The 22,198-nt window shown below is 68.9% G+C and carries 21 protein-coding genes; 8 read left to right on the top strand and 13 right to left on the bottom strand.

Annotated features, from left to right (window positions below; all coding sequences use genetic code 11):
* Nucleotides 1-128 precede the first annotated feature (128 nt).
* From ACFVH5_RS02350 to aztB, 5 genes are all read right to left on the bottom strand, one after another.
* Complete coding sequence (locus ACFVH5_RS02350; protein ID WP_385831396.1) at nucleotides 129-1,160, bottom strand: transglutaminase-like domain-containing protein; 1,032 nt, start codon at nucleotides 1,158-1,160, stop codon at nucleotides 129-131.
* Nucleotides 1,161-1,293: 133 nt separating this feature from the next.
* Nucleotides 1,294-2,496: a zinc metallochaperone AztD gene (gene aztD, locus ACFVH5_RS02355; protein ID WP_385831397.1), complete on the bottom strand. Its 1,203-nt coding sequence runs from the start codon at nucleotides 2,494-2,496 to the stop codon at nucleotides 1,294-1,296.
* A 238-nt stretch (nucleotides 2,497-2,734) separates the two neighbouring features.
* Nucleotides 2,735-3,721, bottom strand: coding sequence for a zinc ABC transporter substrate-binding protein AztC (aztC, locus tag ACFVH5_RS02360; protein WP_385831399.1), 987 nt, complete (start codon nucleotides 3,719-3,721; stop codon nucleotides 2,735-2,737).
* The gene (locus tag ACFVH5_RS02365; protein ID WP_385831400.1) at nucleotides 3,718-4,953 is read right to left on the bottom strand and encodes a hypothetical protein; all 1,236 of its coding nucleotides are present in this window, start codon (nucleotides 4,951-4,953) and stop codon (nucleotides 3,718-3,720) included. The genes aztC and ACFVH5_RS02365 overlap by 4 nt, the downstream gene beginning before the upstream one ends.
* Before the next feature lie 20 nt (nucleotides 4,954-4,973).
* On the bottom strand, nucleotides 4,974-5,828 hold the full coding sequence (gene aztB, locus ACFVH5_RS02370; protein WP_385831401.1) for a zinc ABC transporter permease AztB: 855 nt from the start codon (nucleotides 5,826-5,828) through the stop codon (nucleotides 4,974-4,976).
* A gap of 15 nt (nucleotides 5,829-5,843) precedes the next feature.
* Here aztB and aztA point away from each other — a divergent pair, with 15 nt between their 5' ends.
* Nucleotides 5,844-6,587 carry a zinc ABC transporter ATP-binding protein AztA gene (gene aztA, locus ACFVH5_RS02375; RefSeq protein ID WP_385831402.1) on the top strand — a complete coding sequence of 248 codons (744 nt, stop codon included), beginning with the start codon at nucleotides 5,844-5,846 and terminating at the stop codon, nucleotides 6,585-6,587.
* 211 nt (nucleotides 6,588-6,798) lie between these two features.
* Entirely contained in the window at nucleotides 6,799-7,593 is a 795-nt protein-coding gene (locus tag ACFVH5_RS02380; RefSeq protein WP_385831404.1) for a leucine-rich repeat domain-containing protein, read from the top strand.
* Between the two features lie 96 nt (nucleotides 7,594-7,689).
* On the opposite strand, the gene ACFVH5_RS02385 is transcribed toward ACFVH5_RS02380, so the two are convergent.
* Nucleotides 7,690-8,319: a TetR/AcrR family transcriptional regulator gene (locus tag ACFVH5_RS02385; protein ID WP_385831405.1), complete on the bottom strand. Its 630-nt coding sequence runs from the start codon at nucleotides 8,317-8,319 to the stop codon at nucleotides 7,690-7,692.
* 70 nt (nucleotides 8,320-8,389) lie between these two features.
* Here ACFVH5_RS02385 and ACFVH5_RS02390 point away from each other — a divergent pair, with 70 nt between their 5' ends.
* From ACFVH5_RS02390 to ACFVH5_RS02400, 3 genes are all read left to right on the top strand, one after another.
* Complete coding sequence (locus ACFVH5_RS02390; RefSeq protein WP_385831406.1) at nucleotides 8,390-9,262, top strand: ketopantoate reductase family protein; 873 nt, start codon at nucleotides 8,390-8,392, stop codon at nucleotides 9,260-9,262.
* Between the two features lie 380 nt (nucleotides 9,263-9,642).
* Nucleotides 9,643-10,218, top strand: coding sequence for a hypothetical protein (locus ACFVH5_RS02395; protein WP_385831408.1), 576 nt, complete (start codon nucleotides 9,643-9,645; stop codon nucleotides 10,216-10,218).
* 65 nt (nucleotides 10,219-10,283) lie between these two features.
* Nucleotides 10,284-11,243, top strand: a complete 960-nt coding sequence (locus ACFVH5_RS02400; protein WP_385831409.1) for a HEAT repeat domain-containing protein — start codon at nucleotides 10,284-10,286, stop codon at nucleotides 11,241-11,243.
* Nucleotides 11,244-11,390: 147 nt separating this feature from the next.
* Here the strand turns inward: ACFVH5_RS02400 and ACFVH5_RS02405 are convergent, their stop codons facing one another.
* Entirely contained in the window at nucleotides 11,391-12,296 is a 906-nt protein-coding gene (locus ACFVH5_RS02405; RefSeq protein ID WP_385831411.1) for an NADP-dependent oxidoreductase, read from the bottom strand.
* Nucleotides 12,297-12,617: 321 nt separating this feature from the next.
* Between ACFVH5_RS02405 and ACFVH5_RS02410 the strand changes: the two genes are divergently transcribed.
* On the top strand, nucleotides 12,618-12,995 hold the full coding sequence (locus ACFVH5_RS02410) for a winged helix-turn-helix transcriptional regulator (RefSeq protein ID WP_385831412.1): 378 nt from the start codon (nucleotides 12,618-12,620) through the stop codon (nucleotides 12,993-12,995).
* Nucleotides 12,996-13,393: 398 nt separating this feature from the next.
* Entirely contained in the window at nucleotides 13,394-14,263 is an 870-nt protein-coding gene (locus ACFVH5_RS02415; protein ID WP_385831414.1) for a hypothetical protein, read from the top strand.
* A gap of 403 nt (nucleotides 14,264-14,666) precedes the next feature.
* Here ACFVH5_RS02415 and ACFVH5_RS02420 read toward each other — a convergent pair whose 3' ends face one another.
* From ACFVH5_RS02420 to ACFVH5_RS02440, 5 genes are all read right to left on the bottom strand, one after another.
* Complete coding sequence (locus tag ACFVH5_RS02420; protein WP_385831415.1) at nucleotides 14,667-15,662, bottom strand: ornithine cyclodeaminase family protein; 996 nt, start codon at nucleotides 15,660-15,662, stop codon at nucleotides 14,667-14,669.
* A 71-nt stretch (nucleotides 15,663-15,733) separates the two neighbouring features.
* Nucleotides 15,734-16,657 (bottom strand): ABC transporter permease, encoded by a 924-nt coding sequence (locus ACFVH5_RS02425; protein WP_384797951.1) that lies wholly within the window; start codon nucleotides 16,655-16,657, stop codon nucleotides 15,734-15,736.
* Nucleotides 16,654-17,733: an ABC transporter permease gene (locus ACFVH5_RS02430; protein WP_385831416.1), complete on the bottom strand. Its 1,080-nt coding sequence runs from the start codon at nucleotides 17,731-17,733 to the stop codon at nucleotides 16,654-16,656. Before ACFVH5_RS02430 ends, ACFVH5_RS02425 begins: the two co-directional genes overlap by 4 nt.
* A gap of 51 nt (nucleotides 17,734-17,784) precedes the next feature.
* Nucleotides 17,785-19,695, bottom strand: coding sequence for an ATP-binding cassette domain-containing protein (locus ACFVH5_RS02435; RefSeq protein ID WP_385831417.1), 1,911 nt, complete (start codon nucleotides 19,693-19,695; stop codon nucleotides 17,785-17,787).
* Nucleotides 19,692-20,666: a BMP family protein gene (locus tag ACFVH5_RS02440; protein WP_385831418.1), complete on the bottom strand. Its 975-nt coding sequence runs from the start codon at nucleotides 20,664-20,666 to the stop codon at nucleotides 19,692-19,694. Before ACFVH5_RS02440 ends, ACFVH5_RS02435 begins: the two co-directional genes overlap by 4 nt.
* Nucleotides 20,667-20,909: 243 nt before the next feature.
* Here ACFVH5_RS02440 and ACFVH5_RS02445 point away from each other — a divergent pair, with 243 nt between their 5' ends.
* Nucleotides 20,910-21,629 carry a GntR family transcriptional regulator gene (locus tag ACFVH5_RS02445; RefSeq protein ID WP_385831419.1) on the top strand — a complete coding sequence of 240 codons (720 nt, stop codon included), beginning with the start codon at nucleotides 20,910-20,912 and terminating at the stop codon, nucleotides 21,627-21,629.
* 75 nt (nucleotides 21,630-21,704) lie between these two features.
* Here the strand turns inward: ACFVH5_RS02445 and ACFVH5_RS02450 are convergent, their stop codons facing one another.
* A complete protein-coding gene (locus ACFVH5_RS02450; RefSeq protein ID WP_385831420.1) occupies nucleotides 21,705-22,172 on the bottom strand; it encodes a MarR family winged helix-turn-helix transcriptional regulator in 468 nt (155 codons plus the stop codon).
* Nucleotides 22,173-22,198 lie beyond the last annotated feature (26 nt).

Consider the following 22,198-nt stretch of genomic DNA (forward strand, 5'->3'; position numbering starts at 1 on the left):
GATCGATCAGTAGAACTCGGAATCTGGTGTGTTCCTTGATGCTCAATGCCTGCCGCGGTAGCTCTAATGCCAGTATTACAGCGGGAGTTGATTGACGGCACCCCTGCGTCGAAGTTCTTAGCGAACGCTCAGTACATCTCGGATTGCGCTGATGCCCCGGAGTCGGCAAGGCAAGGACGAGGGGGCGTGAGTCTGAGTGTCGTCGAAGGGCCCTGCTCACGCCGGCTGCTGGTCGGACAGCGGCGACGTCGTGCTGTCCGCCGAGCGGACGTACGCCTATCCCGGCACACGGGCCGAAGTAGCGGCGCACTACCGGGCCGCAGCGCAACAGGACACATGGAGCCCGGACCCCGACGCTCTCCCCGACGACCTGACGTCGAAGAGCCAAGCCCAGATCGGAGGGTGACTTGGCTCGGGCCGTTGAAGGGAGCCAAGGACAGCACGGTCCTTGATGTGCGCAGCCCGTCGTTCTGCGTGAAGAGCGTCCGCGCCGCGTCGAAGGGAACGTAATCGGAGGTCACCAGCGAGACCTGGTCGCAGGGTGCACGGATCGTGTCCGTCAACTTCTCGTCGCTGTCCGGTTCCGCGCCCCAGGTGTCCCACAGCAGCGTCTCGACCCTGTTCAGCGCCGCGAGGTCGATCCGGATGTCGTGCGCGACGAACCACTCCCCGCACATCGGCCCCTCCTGCGGCGGGTGCAGCCCGAACGCCTTCGGGTCCACGTACTCGGCGACCACGTGGTCGGAGTGGAATCCGTTCGAGCCGAAGTAGTCGGCGAAGCCGGTCCGCAGGCGCGCCGGTGTGCCCGCGTGCCGCAGGATTGAGCCGTACAGCAGCGCGAAGTCGCGGCAGACGCCGACGAAGCGGTCACGAACGTCGTGCCGTTGCGTCAGCGGGGCGGCGTCCCGCTCGATGATGATCCGCAAGATGTCGTCGAGGTAGCGCGTCTCGGCATCGTTGTGCAGGCGGTCCTGCGGGATGGCATGGCCGAACGGTTCGCCTTCCCGCCGATGGATCATCAGGTTGCGTGCCATGCAAGGGAGTTGCGCCGCATCATTCGGTAGGTCGGCGTAGAGCGGGGCGAGGTCGTTGGGGTCGGAGAAGGCGCTCTGCGCGGCATAGAAGGCGGCAGCGTCCGGTGCGAGGCGGGCAGATGGCATGGCTGGACCACCAGAAGGCATCGGCTACGCGTTCGCTTGCCGGGCCGGCGGCCTCACCGTGTCAAAAATTCCGCGTAATTGTCCAGGCGACAGAATCCCCACGGCCCGCCGACCGTGGGGACAGTGTGCGTCGTCAGTGTCCGGCGACGACGCCCGAGAGCTCGTTGGTGCTCTGGGGCAGCGTGACGGAGGTGATCTCCTTGCCTGTCTCCAGGTCGATGGAGTGCAGCTCCTTCTTGTTCGGGTCGGAGACGTAGGCCGTGGCGCCGCGGACGAACAGGGTGGGCCGGGGCTGCTGCCAGTCCAGCGGTTCCTGCCATGTGCCGACGACCGGGATCTTCTTTTCGATCTTCCCGCTCGCCGGGTCGATCACATGGACCGCACCGTCCGTGCCGAGGACCAGTGCCTCACCCTCCGGGCCGCGGGCCAGGGAGCGGAAGGAGTAACTGGTGCCCAGGTCGACCAGGCGCAGCTTCTTCTTCTCGGTGTCGATGAGGGAGATACGCGTGGGCCGCTCCAACTCGGCCTCCGCGTCGGTCTTGTAGTCACCCAGGAGGACCGGAGAAGCGTCGCTGCCGGCCTGGTTGCCGATACGGCCGTAGTCGTCAGGGGCGTCGACCTTGCTGAACTTGCCGTCCTTGTAGATGAGTATCCCGTCCTCGCACCCGACGCCGATGGCCTCGTTCTGGGCAGCGGCCTCACCGTGCACTCCAGGGCACTTCTCGTAGCGCGCGAGTTCCTTGTTGTCCTTGTCCAGGACCAGTGCGCCGGTCCGCTTCTCCTCGGTGCCCAGGGTGCTGAGGAGTTCGCCGTTGGCCAGCTCGATGGCGACACCGTGGTGCGCCTCGGCGGAGGCATACGTGCGTCCCTGCGGCTTCTTCCCACTGCTCAGATCGGCGGGGTCGAAGACGTTGACCTCCCCGGTGCCGTCGGTGAAGAGCACCGTCTTGCCCGCGTGACGCACGACGTGGCCTGGCTTGGAGCCCTTGTACTCGATGTCGGTCAGAGCCTGTCCGGCCGCGTCGAGCACGCGAAAGCCGGCGTCGGTGGAGACGACCACATGCTCCTCGTCACCGGCGGGGTTGACCCGGTTGAAGCCGGGGAGCTCGATGGTCTTGCGCAGTTCGAGGCTTTCGCCGTCCAGGATGTACAGACCACCGTCGAAGCTGGCCACCAGCGGCTGGTTCACCGCGGTTGTGGGCTTGGAGCTCGGGGTCCCCTCGGCCTTGGCGTCGGAGGAGGCCTTCTCTTCTCCTCCGCAGGCACTCAGAACCGTGGACACCGCCAGGGCGAGTGCTGTGCCTGTGAGGGCTCTGGTGCGTATCGACTTGTTCATTGTTGTTTCCCTTTCTCGCCGCGCGGTGGCGGCAGTGGCCGCGGTGGCGGCAGTGATGCAGGACGGTTTCGGCCGCGTCGGCCGGTGGACGACGGGGCGCGGTGGTCGACGTGGTGTGGTGATGCGGACGGTGCGGTGGTGGGGACGGTGACGTGGGGGAGTCAGCCGACCGTCAAGCCCTCTTTGAGGCGTCGGTCAGGCCCTCGGCCAGGTCCGAGGTCAGGTCATCAGCCAAGCTCTAGGTCAGGCCGTCGGTCATGGCGGTGGTGTTGGCGCGCATCATCCGCAGATAGGTGTCGGCGCCCTCGCCCTTCGCAGTCAGCGACTCCGAGTACAGCTCGACGACTTGGACTCGGCCGCCCAGTTCCGTGCGCAGGACCTCGGCGAGTCGGGTGGGCTGTGAGGAGTCGGCGAACACGGTGCGTACGCCCGCCTGTCGCATCGCCACGGTGAGCGAGCGCAGGTCGGAGGAGCTGGGTGAGGCCAGCGTCGTGCCGCTGGGGATCACCGCACCGATCACCTGGAAGTCGAAGCGGTCGGCGAGGTAGCCGAAGACGTGGTGGTTGGTCACCAGGGCGCGCCCGTCCTCGGGGATGCGGTCGAAGGACTTCTCCATCCAGGTGGTCAGGTCCGTGAGTTCGTCGCCGTAGCGGTCGGCCCGGGCGCGTATCACGGACTCGTCCACGCCGTCGACGTGCTCGATCACCTGGTCGGCCATCAGGCGCACGGCCTTGCGCACCCGGTCCGGATCGGTCCAGAAGTGGGGGTCGGGTTGTCCATCCTCGTCGGTGGGACCACCGTCGTCGGCTGTGTGGAAGGTGAGCGGGTCTACCGCCTCCCCGGCCGCGAAGGTGGCGACGCCTGACTCGCGGGCGGCGTCCACATGGCGCAGGACGTTCGCCTCAAGTCCCAAGCCGTTGTGGACGACGAGGTCGGCCCGTTCCAGCTCGGCGGCCTGTAGCGCCGACAGGCCGAAGGAGTGCGGGTCGGCGTTGGGCTTCATCAGAACGGTCACGTCGGCCTCGTCACCCACGATCTCCCGGGTGATGTCGCCGAGGATGTTGGTGGTGACCACGATGCCGGGCTGATCCGCTTCGGCCGTACAGCCGGAGACGGCGGCGACCGACATCAGGGCGAGCAGGCCGACGCTGAGACTGCGCAGTCGTGCCACGTACACCCGCACGCGATGCTTCCGCACGCGTCGCTTCCTCGCGGTCCACTTCATCGGCCGGTCTCCGCCATGAGGACCGGCTCGATGTCCAGGTCGAAGGAGCGTGCCACGCGCAGGTCGTCGTTGTAGTCGATCTCGTACACCTTCTTGCCCTGGGCATCGTTGACGTAGGCGCGGCTGCGGTCGACCTCGATCACGGGCGCGCTGTCGTCGGTGCCGATGGGCTTCTTGGCGGTCAGGAGCTGCTCGGTCCGCGCGATGTGCTTTCCGGTGGCGATGTCGTAGCCGTGCAGTGAGCCGTCGCTCTCCAGGACGAGCAGGGGAGATCCCTCTCCGGCGGTGGAGGCGGCGACGACGGGCCCGGTGTCGACGCGGGTCCAGGTCTGTTCGGTGACGTCGAGAACCCATACGGCGTCGTCCCCAGCCGGTGCGGTGAGGGTGTCGCTGCCGGGCCGCTGGCGGAGGGAGGTGGCCCGTTCGTTCGTAGGCACGTCTCCGCTGTAGGGGATCTTCTCGGCAGTGAAGGCACCGTCTTCGGCACGGACGAGCAGAGCGCCGTCGGCGCAGCCCAGGACGACGCCGCGTCGGGTGACGGCGTCACCCCTGGGGGTTTCGCATTCCGCGCCCGGGGAGGCCACGCGCTTGCCCTTGCGATCGAGGACGACGAGCTGCGCGGCGTCGCCTTCGTCGGCGAAGGCGAGAAGGTGTTCGCCGAAGGGCACGACGGCGCCGGTGTAGGTGCCCGGCAGCGTCCGGGAGGAGGCGATCTCGCCCTTCTCCAGCTTGCTCCGGTCGTACAGGAGACTCTTCCCGGCCGTGTCGGTCACCGCGGTCACGACGACATCACTGCGCACCTGCGCCCGGCGGCTCACGGGGAATGCGCCGACGTTCCGTATCGCCGCGCTGTAGTAGTGGACGTGGTCCCCGTGGTCCACCGTCCAGGCGCCGCTGTCGAGCACGTGCGTACCGTCGGAGGTGTGGACGTAACCGAACCTTCCGTCCGTGCCGAGCCGGTTCGCACCTTCGATCCCGGCCGTCTTGTGCACCTTGCCGGTGATGAGGTCGAGGACCCGGCTGTCACCGTCGGCGGGGTCGTTGAGGATCAGGCGGGACTGCTGTTCGGCGGCCTCCTTCGCCCCCTCCACATACCCGTGCGCTGTGGGGGACGAGGAACTCGCCGCGGGTCGTGCGTCGTTGTCCTTCTCCCGCGCGCAGCTCGTGGCGAGCAACGCGGTGAGTACCAGTGCGGCCGAAGCCCACGGAGTGACGTTTCTGCGGACGGTCATGACGATCGCTCAGGCTTCTTTCAGTTGGCTTCGAGGGCAGGAACGGGGGAGGGGCGGGCAGCGCGGTGGCGCAGGCCGGACGCCATGTGCGAGAGGAAGAACAGGCTCACCGCGAGGGCCGAGACGGTCGCACCGGCCGCGGTGCCCAGATGCCAGGACAGCAGCAGGCCCCCGAACGTGGCGGCGGCGCCGAGGAGCGCTGCCCGGACCATGACCCCGTGGACGCTGCGCGCCCAGGGCAGGGCCGCGGCCGGCGGGGCGATGAGCAGGCCGAGGACCAGCAGCGTCCCCACGATGTGGAAAGAGGCGACGATCGCGAGACCGAGCAGACCCAGCAGCACGGCGTGGGCCAGGCGTGGCCGCAGCCCGAGGGTCTGGGCCTTGCGTGGGTCGAACGCCAGGGCCAGGAAGGCGCGGTGGCCGAGGACCGACACCACCAGTGCCGCGCACAGTGCCGCAGCGAGCAGGAAGAGGTCCTGCTGTCTGACGGCGAGGACGTCACCGAAGAGGAAGCCGGTCAGGTCCACCGCGAAGGACTGCGACCGAGACACGATGATCACGCCGAGCGAGAGCATGCCGACGAACAGCAGGCCGATCCCGGTGTCCTGGGACAACCTCCGCGTACGTCCCAGTGCGCTGACCCCAGCTGTCATGACGGCGGCGCTGGCCATGGCGCCGACCAGAAGGTTTCCGCCGAACAGTGCGGCCAGTGCGACCCCCGGCAGCAGGCCGTGGGACATGGCGTCCCCGAGGAAGGCCATCCCCCTCAGTACCACCCAGGTGCCCGCCAGCGCGCAGATCGCGGACACCAGGATTCCGCCCCATAGGGCTCGCTGCACGAAGGTCACCTCGAACGGGGCCGTCAACCATTCCATGCCGGGGACACTACAATGAAAATCATGTTCAAAACACCTCGCGAGTCACCCACCGCACGCCCGACGCAGACCCCGCACGTCCGCTTCACCGACCTGCACGCCGGCTATCCGGGACGCCCCGTCCTCAGGCAACTCAGCGCGGAGATACCGAGGTTGACCATGACGGTACTCGTCGGACCGAACGGCAGCGGCAAGTCGACTCTGCTCGGCGTGCTCGCCGGTGTGATCCATCCGACATCCGGCGAACTTCATCACGCAGGGGAACGGCAACCCGCGTTCGTGCCTCAGCGCGGAGCCGTCGGCGACAGCCTGCCGCTCACCGTCCGGCAGACCGTGGAGATGGGGTGCTGGGGCAGACGCGGGCCATGGCGCCGACTGAACCGCCGGGACCGTACGGTCGTGGACGCCGCGCTCGACCGGCTCGGCGTCGGCGACCTCGCCTCACGCCAGCTGGGAGATCTGTCGGGCGGACAACGCCAACGCACCCTCATCGCGCAGGGGTTGGCACAGGAGTCGGATCTTCTGCTCCTCGACGAACCGACCTCGGGCCTGGACCCGGAGGCCAGGGAACGCATCGAGACGCTGCTGACGGCGCTCGTCGCCGACGGGGTGACGGTCGTCCAGGCCACACATGACCTGGAGGTCGCACGCAGGGCAGGTGCCTGCCTCCTGCTCCAGGACGGCCGCCTCGCCGGACAAGGCCACCCCGAAGAGGTACTCACCGAGTCGGCGCTGGCCCGCATCTGGCAGACGCTCTGAGGGGGCGAGTCGAGGGCCATGCGGGAGCGGGACCGGCTGCGGGCCGTGGACGGCGTCGGCGCAGCGCTGATCAAAAGGCTTGGCGCCGGTCAAGAGGCTTGGTGTGAAGCCGAGTTGGGGTGTTGAGCGCTGGTACACGCCCTGCCTGCGTTTTTCGTTCGCCGGTGTTCGGATGGTGCCGTGCCGGACGCCGCGTCCCTATCGTTGCGCCATGACGGATGAACAACGACCCGCGCAGGTGTTCCCGAACCGTTTTCCCGAGGCGGCGGACTCCCGCTCCGGGGTGTCGCAGGACTACTGCCACTGCTTCAGCCCGGTCCGGGTGAGTTCCCCCGGCGCGAGGACGTCCTTCCATGCCGAGATCCAGGACACCAGTGCGCCGGGCTGGCTCCGGTTGCTGGAACTGATCGAAGAGGCGGCGGCCGACGGGCGGTCGGAATTCCGTCCGCTGCCCGAGCTGAGTCCTGAGGAGCGGCGGCAGATCGTGACGCTGCCGGCGTCGATCGCTCGGCTGACGGCAGTGCGGACCCTTGTGCTGTACGGAAGCAACCTGGTCCGGATACCTCCGGAGATCGGCAGCATGGCAAGCCTGGAGGAGTTCAGCCCCTACACCTCGCGACGGCTGCACTGGTTCCCGTACGAGATCACGCGGTGCGCTCGGCTGGCGAGCAGCACGGTGAGTACGCGCTCGATCTACGGCAACTACAAGTACCGGTCGCCGTTCCCGCGGCTCCTCCCGCCCGGCGACACGGTCCTGGACCTTGAGCGCCTGGCTCCCACCCGCTGGGGCGCTACCGCGGCCCCCACCTGCAGTGTCTGCACGGGGCCCGTCCCGGCGACAGGCCCGCACCAGGCGTGGCTCTCCCGGGCGGTGGCGACCGACGTTCTGCCAATGCTGGTCAACGCCTGTTCCCAGGTGTGCCTGGACACTCTGCCCCCTGGGGCGAAGGGCTACATCCCCACACCTCATCGGGGCGGCGCGATCGAACAGCCTGCGCCGCGTTGACCGTCGTTACCCGGGCCCTATGTTCTGACAGCAAAGCCGGCAGGTCTCCTCGTGCCGCGCCCCCTGAACCGCGCCGCCGACGTCCGTGCTGGGTCGTCAGGTCCGGGTCGGTGGCGCGCTCATCGCCGCCGTCAGGAACGTGATCGCCCATTGCCGGGCCGCCTCGCCCGCCACCGGGGACGTACAGCCGGGGGAGGGCTGCTGGTGGGCGTCGAGGCGGTCGACGGCCGTCACGGCAAGGATCCCCCGCATCCGGAACCACAGCTCCTCCGGGGGAAGGTCGGGCAGTACGCGCGCGAAGGCCGCGAGGTAACGCTCGCGGACCGAAGCCTCGGCCGCGCCGGTCCAACTGCGTACCTCCTCGGCCGGATCGCTGAGGATCGTCACGATCAGCCGGGAGGTCCGGGCGCCGCCCTCGTCCCCGGCCGGCATCTCGTCGAACAGCGGCCCCACGAATGCCTCCACCAGTTCACTGACCGGTGCGTCGGGGGTCCGAGCGAGCAGTTTGTCGAGCCCGGTGCACTGGGCGGCGTTGATGGGCTCGATCACGCGGCGGGCGACCGCGGCCATCAGCTCCGCCTTCGAGCCGAAGTGGTAGCCGACGGCGGCCAGGTTCGCGCCGGCGAGTTTGGTGATCGCGCGCACCGAGGTGCCGCGGTAGCCGTGCTCGGCGAAGAGGTGTTCGGCCGCGTCGAGGATCTGGGTGCGGGTGTCTGGGGTCGCCACACGAGGGACTCTACATATGTTTGAATGAAACGAACGTATGATTCAAACGATCGTGTGAAAGAGGGCTGCCATGAAGCTGCTCGTGTACGGCGCCGGGGTCGTCGGCACCTTGTTCGCCGCCCACATGCACAAGGCCGGCCATGACGTCTCGCTCCTTGCCCGGGGCGAGCGCCTGACCGCGCTGCGCCAACACGGAGTGCGGCTCGCGGAGGAAGACGGTTCCGCTGTCGAGCGAGTGCCGGTACCGGTGGTCGCGCACCTGGACAGCGGGTACGACCTGATCGCCGTCCTCGTCCGAACCCACCAGGTGGATGCAGTGCTGGAATCGCTCGCCGGTGTTCAGGGCGACGTGCTGTTCCTGCTCAACTGGGCGGCCGGACCGGAGGCACTGGGTGCGGTGATCGGCCACGAGCGGGTGCTGCTCGGCTTCCCCGCGACCGGCGGCACGATGGAGGCCGACGTGGTCCGCTACCGCAGGACCAACTTCGTCACCCGCCGGGTCGCGATGCCGATCGGCGAGCCCGACGGCCGTACCACCCCACGACTGGAACGAATAGTGGAGACGTTCCGTACTGCCGGGATCAACGCCAAGGCCGAGCCGCAGATGGATGCCTGGCTCAGGACGCACGCCGCGTTCGAGGTCCCGCTCGGGCAGGCGGTGCACGCGGCGGGCGGCCCGACAGCGCTGGCCGACGACCCGGACGCGGTCCGCGGCATGCTCCACCTCATGCGGCAGAACCTCGCCGCGATGGAGAAGCCGCCGGTACCTCGCGCGTTCGCCGCGTTGCGGACTCTGCCGCAGGGGTTTCTCGTCGCCGTCCTCCGGCGCTTCCTGAAGAGCCCGACGGCGGTGCACAGCGGCCTGAGTGACTCTTCGCCTGCCGCGACGGCCGAACTCAAGCGGCTGGCCGAACAGCTCGGCGCTGCTGCGGGGGCTCGCTGAGCGACCCAGGACGGCGAAGCGTCACCACGTACACCACGGTCAGTCCCACGGTCCTCGAAGCCAACTCCGTCGACCAGGTCTCCACGGTGGCCCTGGGGTTCTGGCGCGCACGGCGTGGGTGTCGCTCCTTTGCCCGGGTGCGGCCTGGTCCTTTTGGGCACGCTGGAAAGGTGCGGCGACGTCTTGGCGCCGGGGGCAGTTTGGACGAGGCGGGTCACAGGACGTGCATCGGACAGAAGCGGCAGACAACTTCCCTCACATCAAGTCCGGTTCCTGGCACAGCTGTTCAGCCCGATCCCGGTGAGAGGTCCTGCGATCCGCGGTTTGCCGGTGGTGTTTGGCGTCGCCAGCGCGAGTGGTCATGTCTCTAGAGTGTCGGCATGGCGTTGGTGTGGGTGACGGGTAATTCAGGTGCTGGTAAGTCGACGGTCGGTGGGGTGTTGCGGGCGCGTGGCTATGTCGCGCTCGACGCCGATGATGATGGTTTCAGTCGCTGGATCGACCGGGCTTCGGGGGAGGTCGTGGTGGATCCTCCGGATCCGGTTCCTGAGGGTTGGCTCGATCGATACGGGTGGGCGATCGTCCGTGAGCGGGTCGAGGTGCTCGTCGAGGAGTCTCGTTCCCAGGTCGCGTTCTTGTGCGGGTCGGCGGAGAACGAGGCAGACGTCCGCGATCTTTTCGACCTCACCGTGTGCCTCGTGATCGACGAGGACACACTCCGCCACCGGCTCGCGACCCGCACCACGAACACCTTCGGCCGACATCCCGAAGAGCTCGCAGCGGCCCTGAAGTGGAACCCTTTGCTGCAGTCGATCTACGAAAGCAGCGGCGCGACGGTCATCAATGCGTCCAGGCCCCTTGCCGAGGTGGTGGGTAGGGTGCTCGACGCGGTCCAGGAACTGACGGGGGCTGCCCGAGGTTGTTCATCCGACCGTGACGGTCAAGGCTCCGCGTAGACCGGACCGTTCCGCGAGCGTCCAGTGGCGATTGTCCGTCACAGACCTCCTGACATGCTGCCGTCATGATCATTGAGAACGGGACCTTGCTGGTCGGCCTGGACGACGTGAATTGGGCGGGCCTGTCGCATGCTTACGGGTCGGCCGAGGACGTTCCCGGCCAGATACGTGCGCTGTGCGGGAACGACGAGGCCGCACGAGAGAGGGCGTTCGGCAGCCTGTTCAACAACATCTTCCACCAGGGCAGCCGTTACCAGGCATCGCCTGTCGCGGTTCCGTTCCTTGCCCGGATTGCGGTGGCCGGCCCGCCGGCCGCCCGTGAGGACACGATGTGGCTGCTGACCCGCTTGGCGGTCGACTGGTACGAAGAGCATCGGCTCACCACCACCATCGACACGGTGGCCTGGCGCGCAGCTGCGTCCGAGTGCTCCCCGGAAAAGATGTTGTCCTGGTACGACGAGCAGCTGGCGGGCGAAACGGACGAGCAGCAACGCGAGCAATTGCTGGACATCCGTGGCTGGGTGGCAGCCGGGAACTCGCCTGACGCGCGGTGGACTGCCCTGCACTCGTACGACGCGGTCCTCACCGAACTGCCCGGTCTCCTGGCCCTGCTCGATGACAGCGACCCCCGCCTGCGTACCCGGATCGCCTATCTGACTGCCTGGTTCCCCGAGTCCGCACCCACTATGCTGCCACGCCTGCTCCCTCTCGCTGAGCGTGAGCACGATCCTGTCGTTGTGGCCACCGCACTGGTCGCCGTCGGCCTCGTCGGTACCCCGGCATACGCTGCCGACCTCACTCCGTACCTGGACGGCAAGAACAGACTGGTGAGGTGGGCGGCAGCCACTGCGCTTGCCCGCATTGCCAGTGACAGTCAGGCAGGCATTGAGTCCGCACTGGTCGACCGTGCCGTCGCTGAACTCACTGCCTCAGCCGCCGGCCCCGCTCCCGCCTCCGTCACCGACTACAATGCCGCGGACTTCCGCGGTCACGTCGAACGCACGTTGCGTGCTCTTGACCGCTGATCCGTGGCATCCCGTATCGCGATTCCATCGGGCCCGCGCGTCCGGAAGCAGCAGACGTCCAGCGCCGTGCAGCCAGCCCTGTGCAGCCAGCACCGGTCCGCCGAGAGCATCGCTCGGCGGACCGGCGCATCTGCGCTGTGCGCCGTCTCAGATGCTGATCACGATCTTTCCGCGTGTGCGTCCGCGCTCGGCGTGCGCGTGGGCGTCGGCGATCCGCTCCAGGGGGTAGGTCTGTTCGATACGGGGTGTGTAGCGGCCTTGTCGGCCCAGTTCCGCAGCTGCCGACAGGAGGGTGGAGTCGTTCTCCGCGTTGACCACATGCGTGCCCAGGCGCTGCCCGCCTGCGTGGTCGGCGACCGTCGCGATGTGTTTCGGGTCGCCTGTGATCGCGACGAGGTCCTCCAGGGATCCGGAGGCCGCGGTGTCGAGCGCGATGTCGACGCCGTGCGGAGCGAGAGCGCCGAGGCGCTGCGCGAGGCCGGGGCCGTAGGTGGTGGGCACGGCGCCGAGAGAGGTGAGGAACTCGTGGTTGCGTTCGCTGGCTGTCCCGATCACGGTGGCACCTTGCGCCACAGCGATCTCGACCGCCGCGCTGCCCACGCCTCCGGAGGCGCCCTCGACGAGAAGGGTGCGCCCCGCCAGGGAGCCGAGCGCGTTCAGGCCACGCATCGCGGTCACGGACGCGAGGCCGGCGCCCGCGGCCTGCTCGTCGTTCCACGTGTCCGGGGTGTGGGCCCAGGCGGAGAGGATGACCAGTTCTGCGGTTGCACCGGTGACACCGCCCAGCCCGAAGGCGCGGTCGCCGATGCTCACCCCCTGCACTCCGTCACCGATTTCGTCGACCACGCCGGCGGCGTCGCGCCCGGGGATGGCGGGCAACTCCAGGGGAATCAGCTGGTGCAGGGCGCCCGCGCGCAGCTTCCAGTCGATGGGATTGACGCTGGCCGCCGCGACGCGGACACGGATCTCACCGGGTCCGGGGTGGGGGTCGGGAGCCTGCTCGATCACCAGGCTCTCCGCTCCGCCGTATTCATGGAAGCGGGCTGCACGCATAATCTTCTGCCTTACCTTTTTGTAGCGAAATGGTGGAGTTCATTCAACGCCTGTGACTGCACATCCGACGGTGACTTGAGGCGTGGCGAGCCGACTGTCTTCCGGCCATCGGTCACCGGCCATCGGTCACCGGCCATCGGTCACTGGTCAGAGGAGGGCGGGTGCGGACCGGTGAGGTTGTGGAGCAATCGTGCAGACACTCGCCCCGACGGCCACGAGCCTGCCCATCGTCGGAATACCTTCCGTTGCGTCGATGCTCCGGAAGGTATCCAGAAGGTCGGTCACCAACTGGATACCAAGACCCGAGACAGGAGCCCCTCAATGACGCAACGCGCACCGCTGCCGGCCGACTTGTTCGACGAGCTGTGCCCGTCCCCGCTGCTGCCTTTCCGCTTCGGTGACAAATGGGCGGGCATGGTCCTCCGCTGTCTGGACGACGGTCCGCGCAGATTCTCCGAACTCCGTGTGCCGCTGAGTCGTGTCACCCCGAAGGTGCTCACCCAGTCGCTCCGTGGCTTGGAGCAGAACGGGTTCGTGTCACGCACCGTGCACGCCGACCCGAAACTGCGCGTGGAGTACGCGCTGACACCACTGGGCCGCAGTGTGCTGGAACCGCTGGCCGCCGAGTGCCGATGGGTGGCCGAGCACTGGGACGAGCTGCTCGACGCCCGCGACGGCGGCACCTCCTCCACGGGCTGACTCGAACCAGCGACGACGCGTGCCGCAATGGGTAGGCGCTGGCCTTGTCGATGAGGCCGTCGTTTGAAGAGGCTCCCCAACTCCGCTTACCAATGAGTACCGATATCGATCCGTCCTGCCGTGCCCGAGGGAGATGATCCGCGGCAGTTGGTGAATGGTTTCTCCCGACGGAGAAACTCATTCCGCATATCACCCATGCTGCATATATCTATCGGCTGCTGGTGCCGGTGCCGGTGCATGGTTGCGAATGGGGCGCGCATGGCATGGGGGCGCACATCGCGGGGTGTTTGTGCTCCACCGTCACCCATGTGCGTGAATTTTACCCTGCTGGGAACCTCGCTGAGCCCTGGGGTGTGTTTATGTGTGGAACTCGCGTACGCCACACAGGAAGAATTCGGATGCACCATACCTTTAGATTCAGGGCGACGATCACCGCCCTCGTGGGGCTGTTGAGTGGGGCATCGGCAATGTTCGGCGTCATTTCGAATGATCGCCAAGACCTTGATCCGGTCTACCTCGTTCTTGGCGGGGCCGCGGCTGCCGCCGCCGCAGGATTGACGTTCCTGGTGCAGGCTTCGCCCCTCGCTCCGTCGGCACAACCTCCGTCGGAGCTGCCTTCGGTGGAAGACCGCGGAACGGTGCGGGACGTCGTCTTCCAGGCAGGCCTGCTCCCTGTCGCCGAGAACCTGGCTTCGCTGGTGTCCATGTCGACAACAGCCACTGACCTGCACGGGAAGATCCGTCGAGGTCTGGTTCAGACGGCAGCGTTTCTGGCCGGCGATACTCCATGTCTCGCGGCCTTCTACGTCCTGGAGCGGGACCCGCAAGACCCGAAAGGGCGCGACAGGTTGACCAAAACCCACGCTTCGATGGAAACCGAGGAACTTCCCGATTTCTATTGCGAAGACGAGGGTGCGGGGTCATTCTTGATCGATCTTGCATTGGGTGCGAACGACCGATGCGTAAAAGACATCTCCGACGATCCGGAGAACCGTCGAATCAAGCTCGTCGACGGTTATCAGTCCGCCCTCTTCGTGCCGACCCGGGCCGGCGCGAAGCCGAAAGGCCTCCTCATCTTTCAAGCGGCTGACAAGGGCGTGATCCCGGAAGGTCCAGAACGCGGAAAGTTCATTACAATCGCTCACCTGATCGGGGCGTGCGAAGCCGCATCCGATCTTGTGGAATATGCCACAGGCCTGCCATCTCAGGCCAAAGGTGGGAAGAATAACTCACCCTCCGTGAACAAGCGTGGTGGGGACGCCAGGTGAGCCCTCCAGCGGCGCGGACAAACAATATTAGAACCGCCGTTGGAGGGGAAAGAAGATAGCTACAGTGAAAACCATCGGCACGAGGCAGGCGAAGATCGTAGGGGGCACCGTGAGTAACCGCGAGAAAGTAATCGTAGGCAGCGGACAGCGCTGGATGGACGGTAAGGAATCCAGCCACAAATACTTCTCCCGAGCCCGACAAGCCGCACCTCCCACTCCGGCCACGCTCAGTACGCGGCTGCTGTCCTTGCTGCGCCGTCTCATTGATGGGGACAAACGGCGTTAGACACACCATCCCGGAGGGGCGGCTAGAGGGTCGCCAGGCTGGGGCGATCAGCGTGCGGCTGCGACTGTGGCCGCATCCGCATCCGCATCCGTGCCCGTGCCCGGGACGACGACGACGTCACGCTGCCAGGTCGGTCCGGGTTCCCGTCCCGGACTCCGTGGCCAGGTCGATCAGCAGGCGGGCCACGGCCAGATCCTGGAGTCCCACGCCCACCGAGTCGAAGAGAGTGATCTCGTCGTCCGTCGTGCGCGCCGGTACGAGTCCTTCGAGTACATCCCCCAGTTCCCGGTCGAAGTCGGCTTCCGTGAGCGCGCCTTCGGCCAGGGGGATCAGTACCTCGCCCGACTTGCGGCGGGCCGTGGCGAAGGAGTCGACGATCAGCCGGGAGCGTACGATCCCCTCGGTGTCGATCTCCCGGTGGTCCGGGCGGGGCGGTGCGCCCACCGCGTTGACATGCGTTCCCGGGCGGAGCCACGCGCCCTCGATCACGGGTTCCCGGGACGGCGTGAGAGTGCACAGCACGTCCGCCGCCTCCGTCACCGCGCGAGGGGCGGCCAACAGCTCTGCGTGCAGGCCCAGTTCGGACGAGATCCGGTCCACGAGGGCGGCGCCGTTGGCAGGGGTACGGCCCCACACCACGACCGACTTCCAGTCTCGTACGGTCGACAGCGCCCGCGCATGGGCCAGGGCCAGTGGTCCCGTTCCGACCAGGCCGAGGACCTGAGCGTTCTGCCGGGCCAGCAGCCGGGTGGCGACGGCCGTCGCGGCGGCCGTACGGAACCGGGTGATCAGCGCCCCGTCGAGGACGGCCTCGGCCTCCCCGGTCCTGGCCGACAGGACCAGGATCGTCGAGCGCTGCACGGGCAGCCCCCGCTCCCGGTTGGCGGGCAGGTCCGCGAGGAACTTGACCGACGCCAGACCGGCGGGCGCGGACACGGCGGCCATGGGGAGGAAGGCGCCGTCCGAGCCCGGCAGGTCCAGAGCGGGAGGTGCGGGCAGGGACACCCGCCCGCGGGTGAGGTCACGGTGGGCCTGTTCCACCGCCGCCTCCACCTCTGCGGTGGCGTGTTCGAGCAGGCCGCGGATGTCGGAGCGGTTCAGGATCAGGGTCATCGTCGGCTGTCTCCGGTACGTCTGGTGGAGTGGGGGATTGTTGAAGGGGGATCGCTAGAGGTGGAGCGGTGTCATGTGCCGCGTACGAAGGGCACGGTGAGCGCCGACGGGGCCCTGCTGCGGCCGACCAGACCGCTGACCGCCAGTAGGGCGAACACATAGGGCAGCGTGGTGAGCAGGGGCGCGGACACATGCAGTCCCAGCGCGGGCGCGGCGAACTGGAGGGCCTGTGCGGTGCCGAAGAACAGACACGCCAGCATGGTGGGCCAGGCCCGCCAGCGCCCGGCGATCACCGCGACGACCGCCAGATAACCCACACCGGCCGTGAGGTTGTCGCTGAAGGAGTGCACCTCGGAGAGTGCGAGCTGCGCGCCGGCCAGCGCCGAGGTGGCGCCGGTCAGCAGGACGACGGCGTACCGCACGGCCCGTACGGGCAGCCCGCACCGGTCCGCGGTGGTCGCGTCCTCGCCGACCGCGTCGACCGCCAGCCCCCATGCCGTACGCCGTGCCCCGGCGACGGCGAGGACGGCCGTCACGGCGAACGCCGTGTAGCCGAGGGCGCTCTGCTGGAAGAGGGCGGGCCCCAGGACCGGGATGTCCCTGAGGACCGGTACCGGCAGCGGGTCGAAGCCGGGCACCGAGTCGGCGCCGCCGTCGCCGAACCACAACCGTGCCGCGTAGGTCGTGCCGCCGAGAGCCAGGGCGTTGATCGTGATGCCCGTGACGATCTGGTCGGCGCGCAGAGTGACACTCAGCACTGCCTGGAGCAGCGCGACGACCAGACCTGCGACGAGGGCGGTGCCCACCCCCACGACCGCGCTCCCGGAGGCGAGGGCGCCGGCCGCGCCCGCGAACGCGCCCGTCAGCATCATCCCTTCGACCGACAGATTGAGAACTCCCGCGCGTTCGCTGAGCAGTTCACCGGCCGAGGCGAGCAGCAGCGGCACGGCGAGACGGACCCCGCCCGCGGCGAGTTCGTCGAGCACGGCGCTCATACGGCGCCTCCCGCACGGCGGTTGCTCCACAGCATCGCCGCGGCGATCAGCAGCACCAGGACGCTCTGCACGATCTGCACCGACGAGGCGGGCACCCCTGCCGCGAGTTGCAGGTTGATGCCGCCGCTGGTGAGAAAGCCCAGCAGCAGGGAGACGGCGGCCACCGCGATCAGCGAGCCGCGGGCCAGCAGGCCCACCACCAGTCCCGTGAAGCCGTACCCGGAGGAGAAGTGTTCCGCCAGCACGTACGGCGCGCTCGCCACGAGACAGGCACCGGCGAGCCCCGCGAGGCCGCCCGCGACCGCGAGCCCACCCTCCTGGAGACGGGACACGTGCAGTCCGAGCCGCGCCGACGCGGCGGGGGAGTGGCCCACCGACGTCAGCTTCAGGCCGGTCCCGGTGTACCGCAGGACGACGGCCGTCACGACTACGCTGACCGCCGCGACGACCACGATCGCCGTCGCGGGCGACTGCGCTCCGGCGATCAGGGGAAGCCGGGCGCCCTCAGTCAGTGCCTGCGACTGGGGCAGTGTCTCCGAGGAGGTGACCGGCTGCCGGAGCAGTCCCTCCTCGTGCACGGCCACCGACACGGCTCCCGCGCCGACGAAGTTCAGCAGGAGCGTCGTGATGACCTCGCTGGTCCCGCGCCGGGTCTTCAGCAGCGCGGCGATCCACGCCCATCCGGCGCCGCCGAGAAACCCGGCGAGCAAGGTCAGCGGTACGCCCACCGTGGCCGGAACCTGGCCGGGCAGGGCCAGTCCGGTGGCCGCCGCGGCGAGGCCGCCCGCGCACAACTGCCCCTCGCCGCCCACGTTCACCAGCCCTGCCCGGTGCGCCACGCTGAAGCCGGTGGCGATCAGGGCGAGCACGGCCGCCGAGTTCAGGGAGGTGCCGACGGAGTACGCGGAGCCGAACATGCCCTCGTCGAGGGCCGCCCAGGCGGTCGAGGGATCGGTGCCCGCGGCGACGACGAGCAACGCGCCGACCCCGACGGTCAGAATCGCGGCACCCGTGGCCAGGGACAGGGGATGGCGCAGCCGGGAGAGAAGGCGGGGTGGGGCGAGGGAGAGGGTCATGACGGTCCTTGCGCGAAAAGGGGTGCGAGGGGTGGCGGCGGGGCGCCGGAGTCAGGGCAGGGGCGGGGCGGTGGGCGAGGTGGGGGTGGCGGGAGTCTCGTGCGGCGCCGGATGGGGATCCGGGCCCACTGACACCGGGCCCACCGACAGCGGGCCTGCTGCCACTGGTCCTGCTGGCGCCGGTCCTGCCGGATCCGGTTTCGCGGGACCTGGCGTTACGGGATCGGGTCCCACTGGTTCCGGCGATACAGGGTCGGTCGCGGCCTCGGCGCCGAGCATCAGGTGTCCGATGTGCTCTCGGGCCCTCGGAGTGTTGGTGTCGACAGGTGCGGACAGCCGGCCCCGGTAGGCGACGACCACGGTGTCGCACAGGGCCAGGAGTTCGTCGAGCTCCGAGGAGACGACGAGGACCCCGGCGCCCCGGCCCGCGGCTTCGCGTATCCGCGTGTGTACGGCGTCCACGGCGCCGACGTCGAGACCGCGGGTGGGTTGTGCGGCGGCGAGACAGACCAGGGGGTTCAGGGCGAGTTCCCGTGCCAGCACCACCTTCTGCTGGTTGCCGCCGGACAGGGTGGACATCGGAGTGTCCGGGCTGTCCGCCCTGATGTCATGGGCAACCAGCACGTCCTGGGCCGCGCGGCGCATCGCGGGCCGGTCCAGGAACAGCCCGCCGCGGCGGAACCGGCCGAGCCTTCCGAGGAAGAGGTTGTCCGTCACGGACAGGGCCGGGACACAGCCGTCGTGGTGGCGGTCCTCGGGAACGACGCCCAGCCCGGCCACGGTCCTGCGCCGGGGCGTGGCCCGGGTGATGTCGGCGGAGCCGAGCGTCAAGGAGCCCGAGTCGGGGGTGCGGGAACCGCCGAGCACGGCCATGAGTTCGCTCTGCCCGTTGCCCTCGACTCCGGCGATCCCCACGATCTGTCCGGGCTCGACCTGCAGACGGACGTCGTCGAGGGCGGGCGTGCCGTCTGCGCCGCGCACGGTGAGGCCATGGATCCGGAGTGCGTGCGGTGTCTGGCGGGTGGCGGAAACGAGCGGGGTGGCGCCTGCCGTGGTGGTTCGGGCCGCAGTGCTGCCTTTGGGGTCGGTGGCGGCGTCGGCTACCGGGGAGTTGATCGCCGTGGCGGGTCCGGTTCCGGCCCCGGCCCGGGCCGCGATCCCGGTTCCGGTGACAGGCTCGAACGTTGTGGCGGGCCCGGTCAGCCCGATCGTGCCGGACAGCGCCGGGTCCAGGGAATCGGCGGGGCGCCCGATCATCAGCGGGACGAGCCGCTCGGCGGGCAGGTCCGCGAGCGGGCCGCCCCCGACGACCCGCCCACCGCGAAGCACTGTCGCCGTGTCACCGGCCCGCACGACCTCGCCGAGCTTGTGGGTGATGAGGACCACCGCGCCGCCCCGGTCCGCGATCAGTCGGCAGGTTGCCAGCAGCGCCTCCGTACCGGCCGGGTCGAGGACGCCCGTCGGCTCGTCGAGCAGCAGCAACCGTGGTTCTCGCAGCAGAGCCTTGACGATCTCGACCAGCTGGCGCAGCCCCACGGGCAGTTCGGCGACCCGGGCGCCGAGATCGAGTACCAGCCCGTACTCGTCGGCGACCCGGTCCACGCGCCGTGCGAGATCGGGCAGTCGCAGCAGCCGCAGGTTTTCGCCCACGGTGAGCGTCGGTACGAGGCTGAAGTGCTGGTGGACCATGGCGATGCCGGCGCCGAGCGCGTCGGCCGGACGGCGCGGCGCATACGGCTGCCCGTACAGGCGCAGCGTGCCGGTGTCCGGGGCGAGCGAACCGCCCACGAGATGGCACAGGGTCGACTTGCCGGCGCCGTTCTCGCCCAGCACGCAGTGCACGGTGCCGGACTCGACGACCATCGTGATGTCCCGCAGCGCGCGCACGGAGCCGAAGGACTTGGTGAGATCCCGGATCTCCAGGGCGGGGGCCCGGGGCTCGCGGCCTGGTGACGTGCTCATCGGGTCCTGATCTCCCCGGCTGCGATCTTCGCCTTGAGGTCGTGGAGCTTCTTCGTCGTCGCCGCGGGCGGCTTCCCGCACAGCACGATGTCGTTGTGCGGTTCTTCGAAGGTCAGCCCGAAGTGGACCGACTCCGCCTTCCAGGTGTCGGCCGCGAGGTGGTCCGCGGCGTACTCGATCTCCGCGCCGATGTCCGTCTCGACGTACCCGGCGTAGGCCGCGTCGGAGGAACACGGGTGGGCGATCGGACCGCCGATGAGTGAACCGTCGCTCTGTGCGGCAGCCTGGGCGAGGCCCTTGTGGCCGAGGTTGAGGATCTGGCCGAGTACGTCGGCACCGGCTCCGAAGTCGGCGAGGGCGGACTGCTTGGCCTTGGCGGCGTCGTTGAAGTCGCCGACGTACTGCGGCGCGAGGACCTTCACCTCGGGGTCGGCGGTCCTGGCGCCGTCGGCGAAGTTCTTGGCCGCGTTGACGATGGCGGGCAGTTCCGCGCCGCCGACGAAGGCCACCGTGCCCTTCTTGGACAGCAGGGCGGAGGCGGCCCCCGACAGGTAGGCGGCTTCGGCCTGCTGGGGGTCGTAGAGCGCGAGGTTGTCGAGCGGCTCGGCGTCGGCGGGGCCGCCGATCTCGGCGAACTTCACGTCGGGGAACCGCGCGGCGACCTTCCGTACGGCGGCGTCCGTCTGCCCACCCAGGGAGATGACGAGGTCCGAGCCGGTGGCGAACCGGACGAGGGCCTGCTCGTAGTCGGCGGTGGTGACCTGTTCGACCTTGCTGAACGCGATCGTGCCGTCGTGCTTCTTCGCGGCCCGCTGGTAGCCGCGGTACGCCGACTCCATGAACCCGTCGTCGGACAGCGAGCCGGGAAAGAGCACGCCCACCTTGAGCGTGCTGTCGGCGGTGCTCGCCGACGGGGACCCGCCGCATCCGGTGAGAGCGACGAGCCCGCCGAGCGCGGCGGCACAGGCCACAGCACGGTCGAGGCTGCGGGAACGAGAGCGGGACCGAGCACTGGAACCAGTGCGGACGAGGGGACGGGACTGCGGCATCGAGTGCCTCCGGGGGACAGGGCCGAGAGCCAGTTACTGGTATACCGTTAAGTGGCAATCAGTGTGGAAGCCCTGTGTTTCAGCGGTGTTAGGGCGCGGTTAGCACTCGCTGCGCCTGCCGGGCGGCGGCTTAGAGTGAGCAGCCCCGGAAACTGGAGGAAACCCGTGGTCAAGAGCGCCGGACCGGCCGCCGAGCCGCGCGGATACCTGCGCCAGCGTGCCTACGACTCGCTGCGTCAAAGGATCGTCGAGGCTGAACTGCGGCCCGGACAGCGCCTGGTGGAACGGGACCTCGCCGCCGAACTGGAGGTGTCCCGGATCCCGCTGCGGGAGGCGCTGCGGCTGCTGGAGGCCGACGGCCTGGTCCTCCTCGTGCCGCACCGGGGTGCCCTGGTCGCGCCGTTCACCCCCGCCGACGTACGGAACCTGTTCGACGTACGGGAATCATTGGAGTCACTCGCCGCCCGTCTGGCAGCCGAACGTAGCGATCGCGCAGGCCTCAAGCGGCTTGCCGACCGTCTCGACAGTGCCCGCACCGCGACCCGCGCCGGTGACCGCGACGCCATCGCCGCCGCCAACGCGGGCTTTCACGTCGATATCGTCGACCTCGCCGACAACCCGCTCCTGACCGGCATCATGCGCCCCTTGGAGGCGCGTACGCACTGGTTGTTCCGCCTCACCGCCCAGCGGGACCCGGCCCAACAGTGCAGCGAGCACGAGGAGTTGTACGACGCGATCCAGGCGCGGGACGGTGACCGGGCCGCGGCCCTTGCGCACGACCACATCGCGGCCGGCCGACAGGCGAGCCTGGACCTGGCCGCCGAGTGGACGGACCCGCAGCTCGACCCTGAGGCGGTCGCGGCCCGCCGCCGACGCCGCCGCTGAGCTGAGGCGGATCGTCCGTCGGTACGAGCACGGCCCGGGTTCCCGGCTGTGACTCGGTCTCGGGGTGCTGCTCTTTCACTCGCGGGTTGCGGCCTGCGCTCTGGACCAGGCGGTGGCATCGGCCCCGTACCGCGTGAGGAGCTGTGCGAACTGCGTCCGCTCCTGTGGTGACCAGGCGACGGTGATCTCCAGGAACGCTTTCCGCTGTTCGGCGGCGAAGCGGTTGCGTTCGGCCTCGCCGTGTTCGGTGAGTTCGAGCACGGTGCGGCGTCCGTCGGCCTGGGACGCCGCCCGGCGCAGCAGCCCGTCCTCTATGCAGGCGGCGACGGTCCGGCTGGCCACCGGCTGTGCGACGCCCATCTCGGTGGCGAGCCCGCCGACGGTCGTCTCGCCCGGTGCGTCGGCGATGACGTTGAGCACGAGGTTGCGGGAGAGGTCCTTGCTCGATGCCGGTGTGCGTCGCCGCAGACGGGACAGCGCCGGGCCGATCTGATCGAGTGTCGGGTCGTCGGGGGGCTGCTCGGAGGAGGACGTGCTGCTCATGTACCGAGTCTAGGCCCGGCCGGCTC

It is taken from the genome of Streptomyces sp. NPDC127119 (assembly GCF_042677425.1).
GTDB lineage: Bacteria > Actinomycetota > Actinomycetes > Streptomycetales > Streptomycetaceae > Streptomyces.

Coding starts and splice junctions, on each gene's coding strand:
- ACFVH5_RS02350 (WP_385831396.1), bottom strand. CDS start 1,160: ATGCCATCTGCCCGCCTCGCACCGGACGCTGCCGCCTTCTATGCCGCG.
- aztD (WP_385831397.1), bottom strand. CDS start 2,496: ATGAACAAGTCGATACGCACCAGAGCCCTCACAGGCACAGCACTCGCC.
- aztC (WP_385831399.1), bottom strand. CDS start 3,721: ATGAAGTGGACCGCGAGGAAGCGACGCGTGCGGAAGCATCGCGTGCGG.
- ACFVH5_RS02365 (WP_385831400.1), bottom strand. CDS start 4,953: ATGACCGTCCGCAGAAACGTCACTCCGTGGGCTTCGGCCGCACTGGTA.
- aztB (WP_385831401.1), bottom strand. CDS start 5,828: ATGGAATGGTTGACGGCCCCGTTCGAGGTGACCTTCGTGCAGCGAGCC.
- aztA (WP_385831402.1), top strand. CDS start 5,844: ATGAAAATCATGTTCAAAACACCTCGCGAGTCACCCACCGCACGCCCG.
- ACFVH5_RS02380 (WP_385831404.1), top strand. CDS start 6,799: ATGACGGATGAACAACGACCCGCGCAGGTGTTCCCGAACCGTTTTCCC.
- ACFVH5_RS02390 (WP_385831406.1), top strand. CDS start 8,390: ATGAAGCTGCTCGTGTACGGCGCCGGGGTCGTCGGCACCTTGTTCGCC.
- ACFVH5_RS02395 (WP_385831408.1), top strand. CDS start 9,643: ATGGCGTTGGTGTGGGTGACGGGTAATTCAGGTGCTGGTAAGTCGACG.
- ACFVH5_RS02400 (WP_385831409.1), top strand. CDS start 10,284: ATGATCATTGAGAACGGGACCTTGCTGGTCGGCCTGGACGACGTGAAT.
- ACFVH5_RS02405 (WP_385831411.1), bottom strand. CDS start 12,296: ATGCGTGCAGCCCGCTTCCATGAATACGGCGGAGCGGAGAGCCTGGTG.
- ACFVH5_RS02410 (WP_385831412.1), top strand. CDS start 12,618: ATGACGCAACGCGCACCGCTGCCGGCCGACTTGTTCGACGAGCTGTGC.
- ACFVH5_RS02415 (WP_385831414.1), top strand. CDS start 13,394: ATGCACCATACCTTTAGATTCAGGGCGACGATCACCGCCCTCGTGGGG.
- ACFVH5_RS02420 (WP_385831415.1), bottom strand. CDS start 15,662: ATGACCCTGATCCTGAACCGCTCCGACATCCGCGGCCTGCTCGAACAC.
- ACFVH5_RS02425 (WP_384797951.1), bottom strand. CDS start 16,657: ATGAGCGCCGTGCTCGACGAACTCGCCGCGGGCGGGGTCCGTCTCGCC.
- ACFVH5_RS02430 (WP_385831416.1), bottom strand. CDS start 17,733: ATGACCCTCTCCCTCGCCCCACCCCGCCTTCTCTCCCGGCTGCGCCAT.
- ACFVH5_RS02435 (WP_385831417.1), bottom strand. CDS start 19,695: ATGAGCACGTCACCAGGCCGCGAGCCCCGGGCCCCCGCCCTGGAGATC.
- ACFVH5_RS02450 (WP_385831420.1), bottom strand. CDS start 22,172: ATGAGCAGCACGTCCTCCTCCGAGCAGCCCCCCGACGACCCGACACTC.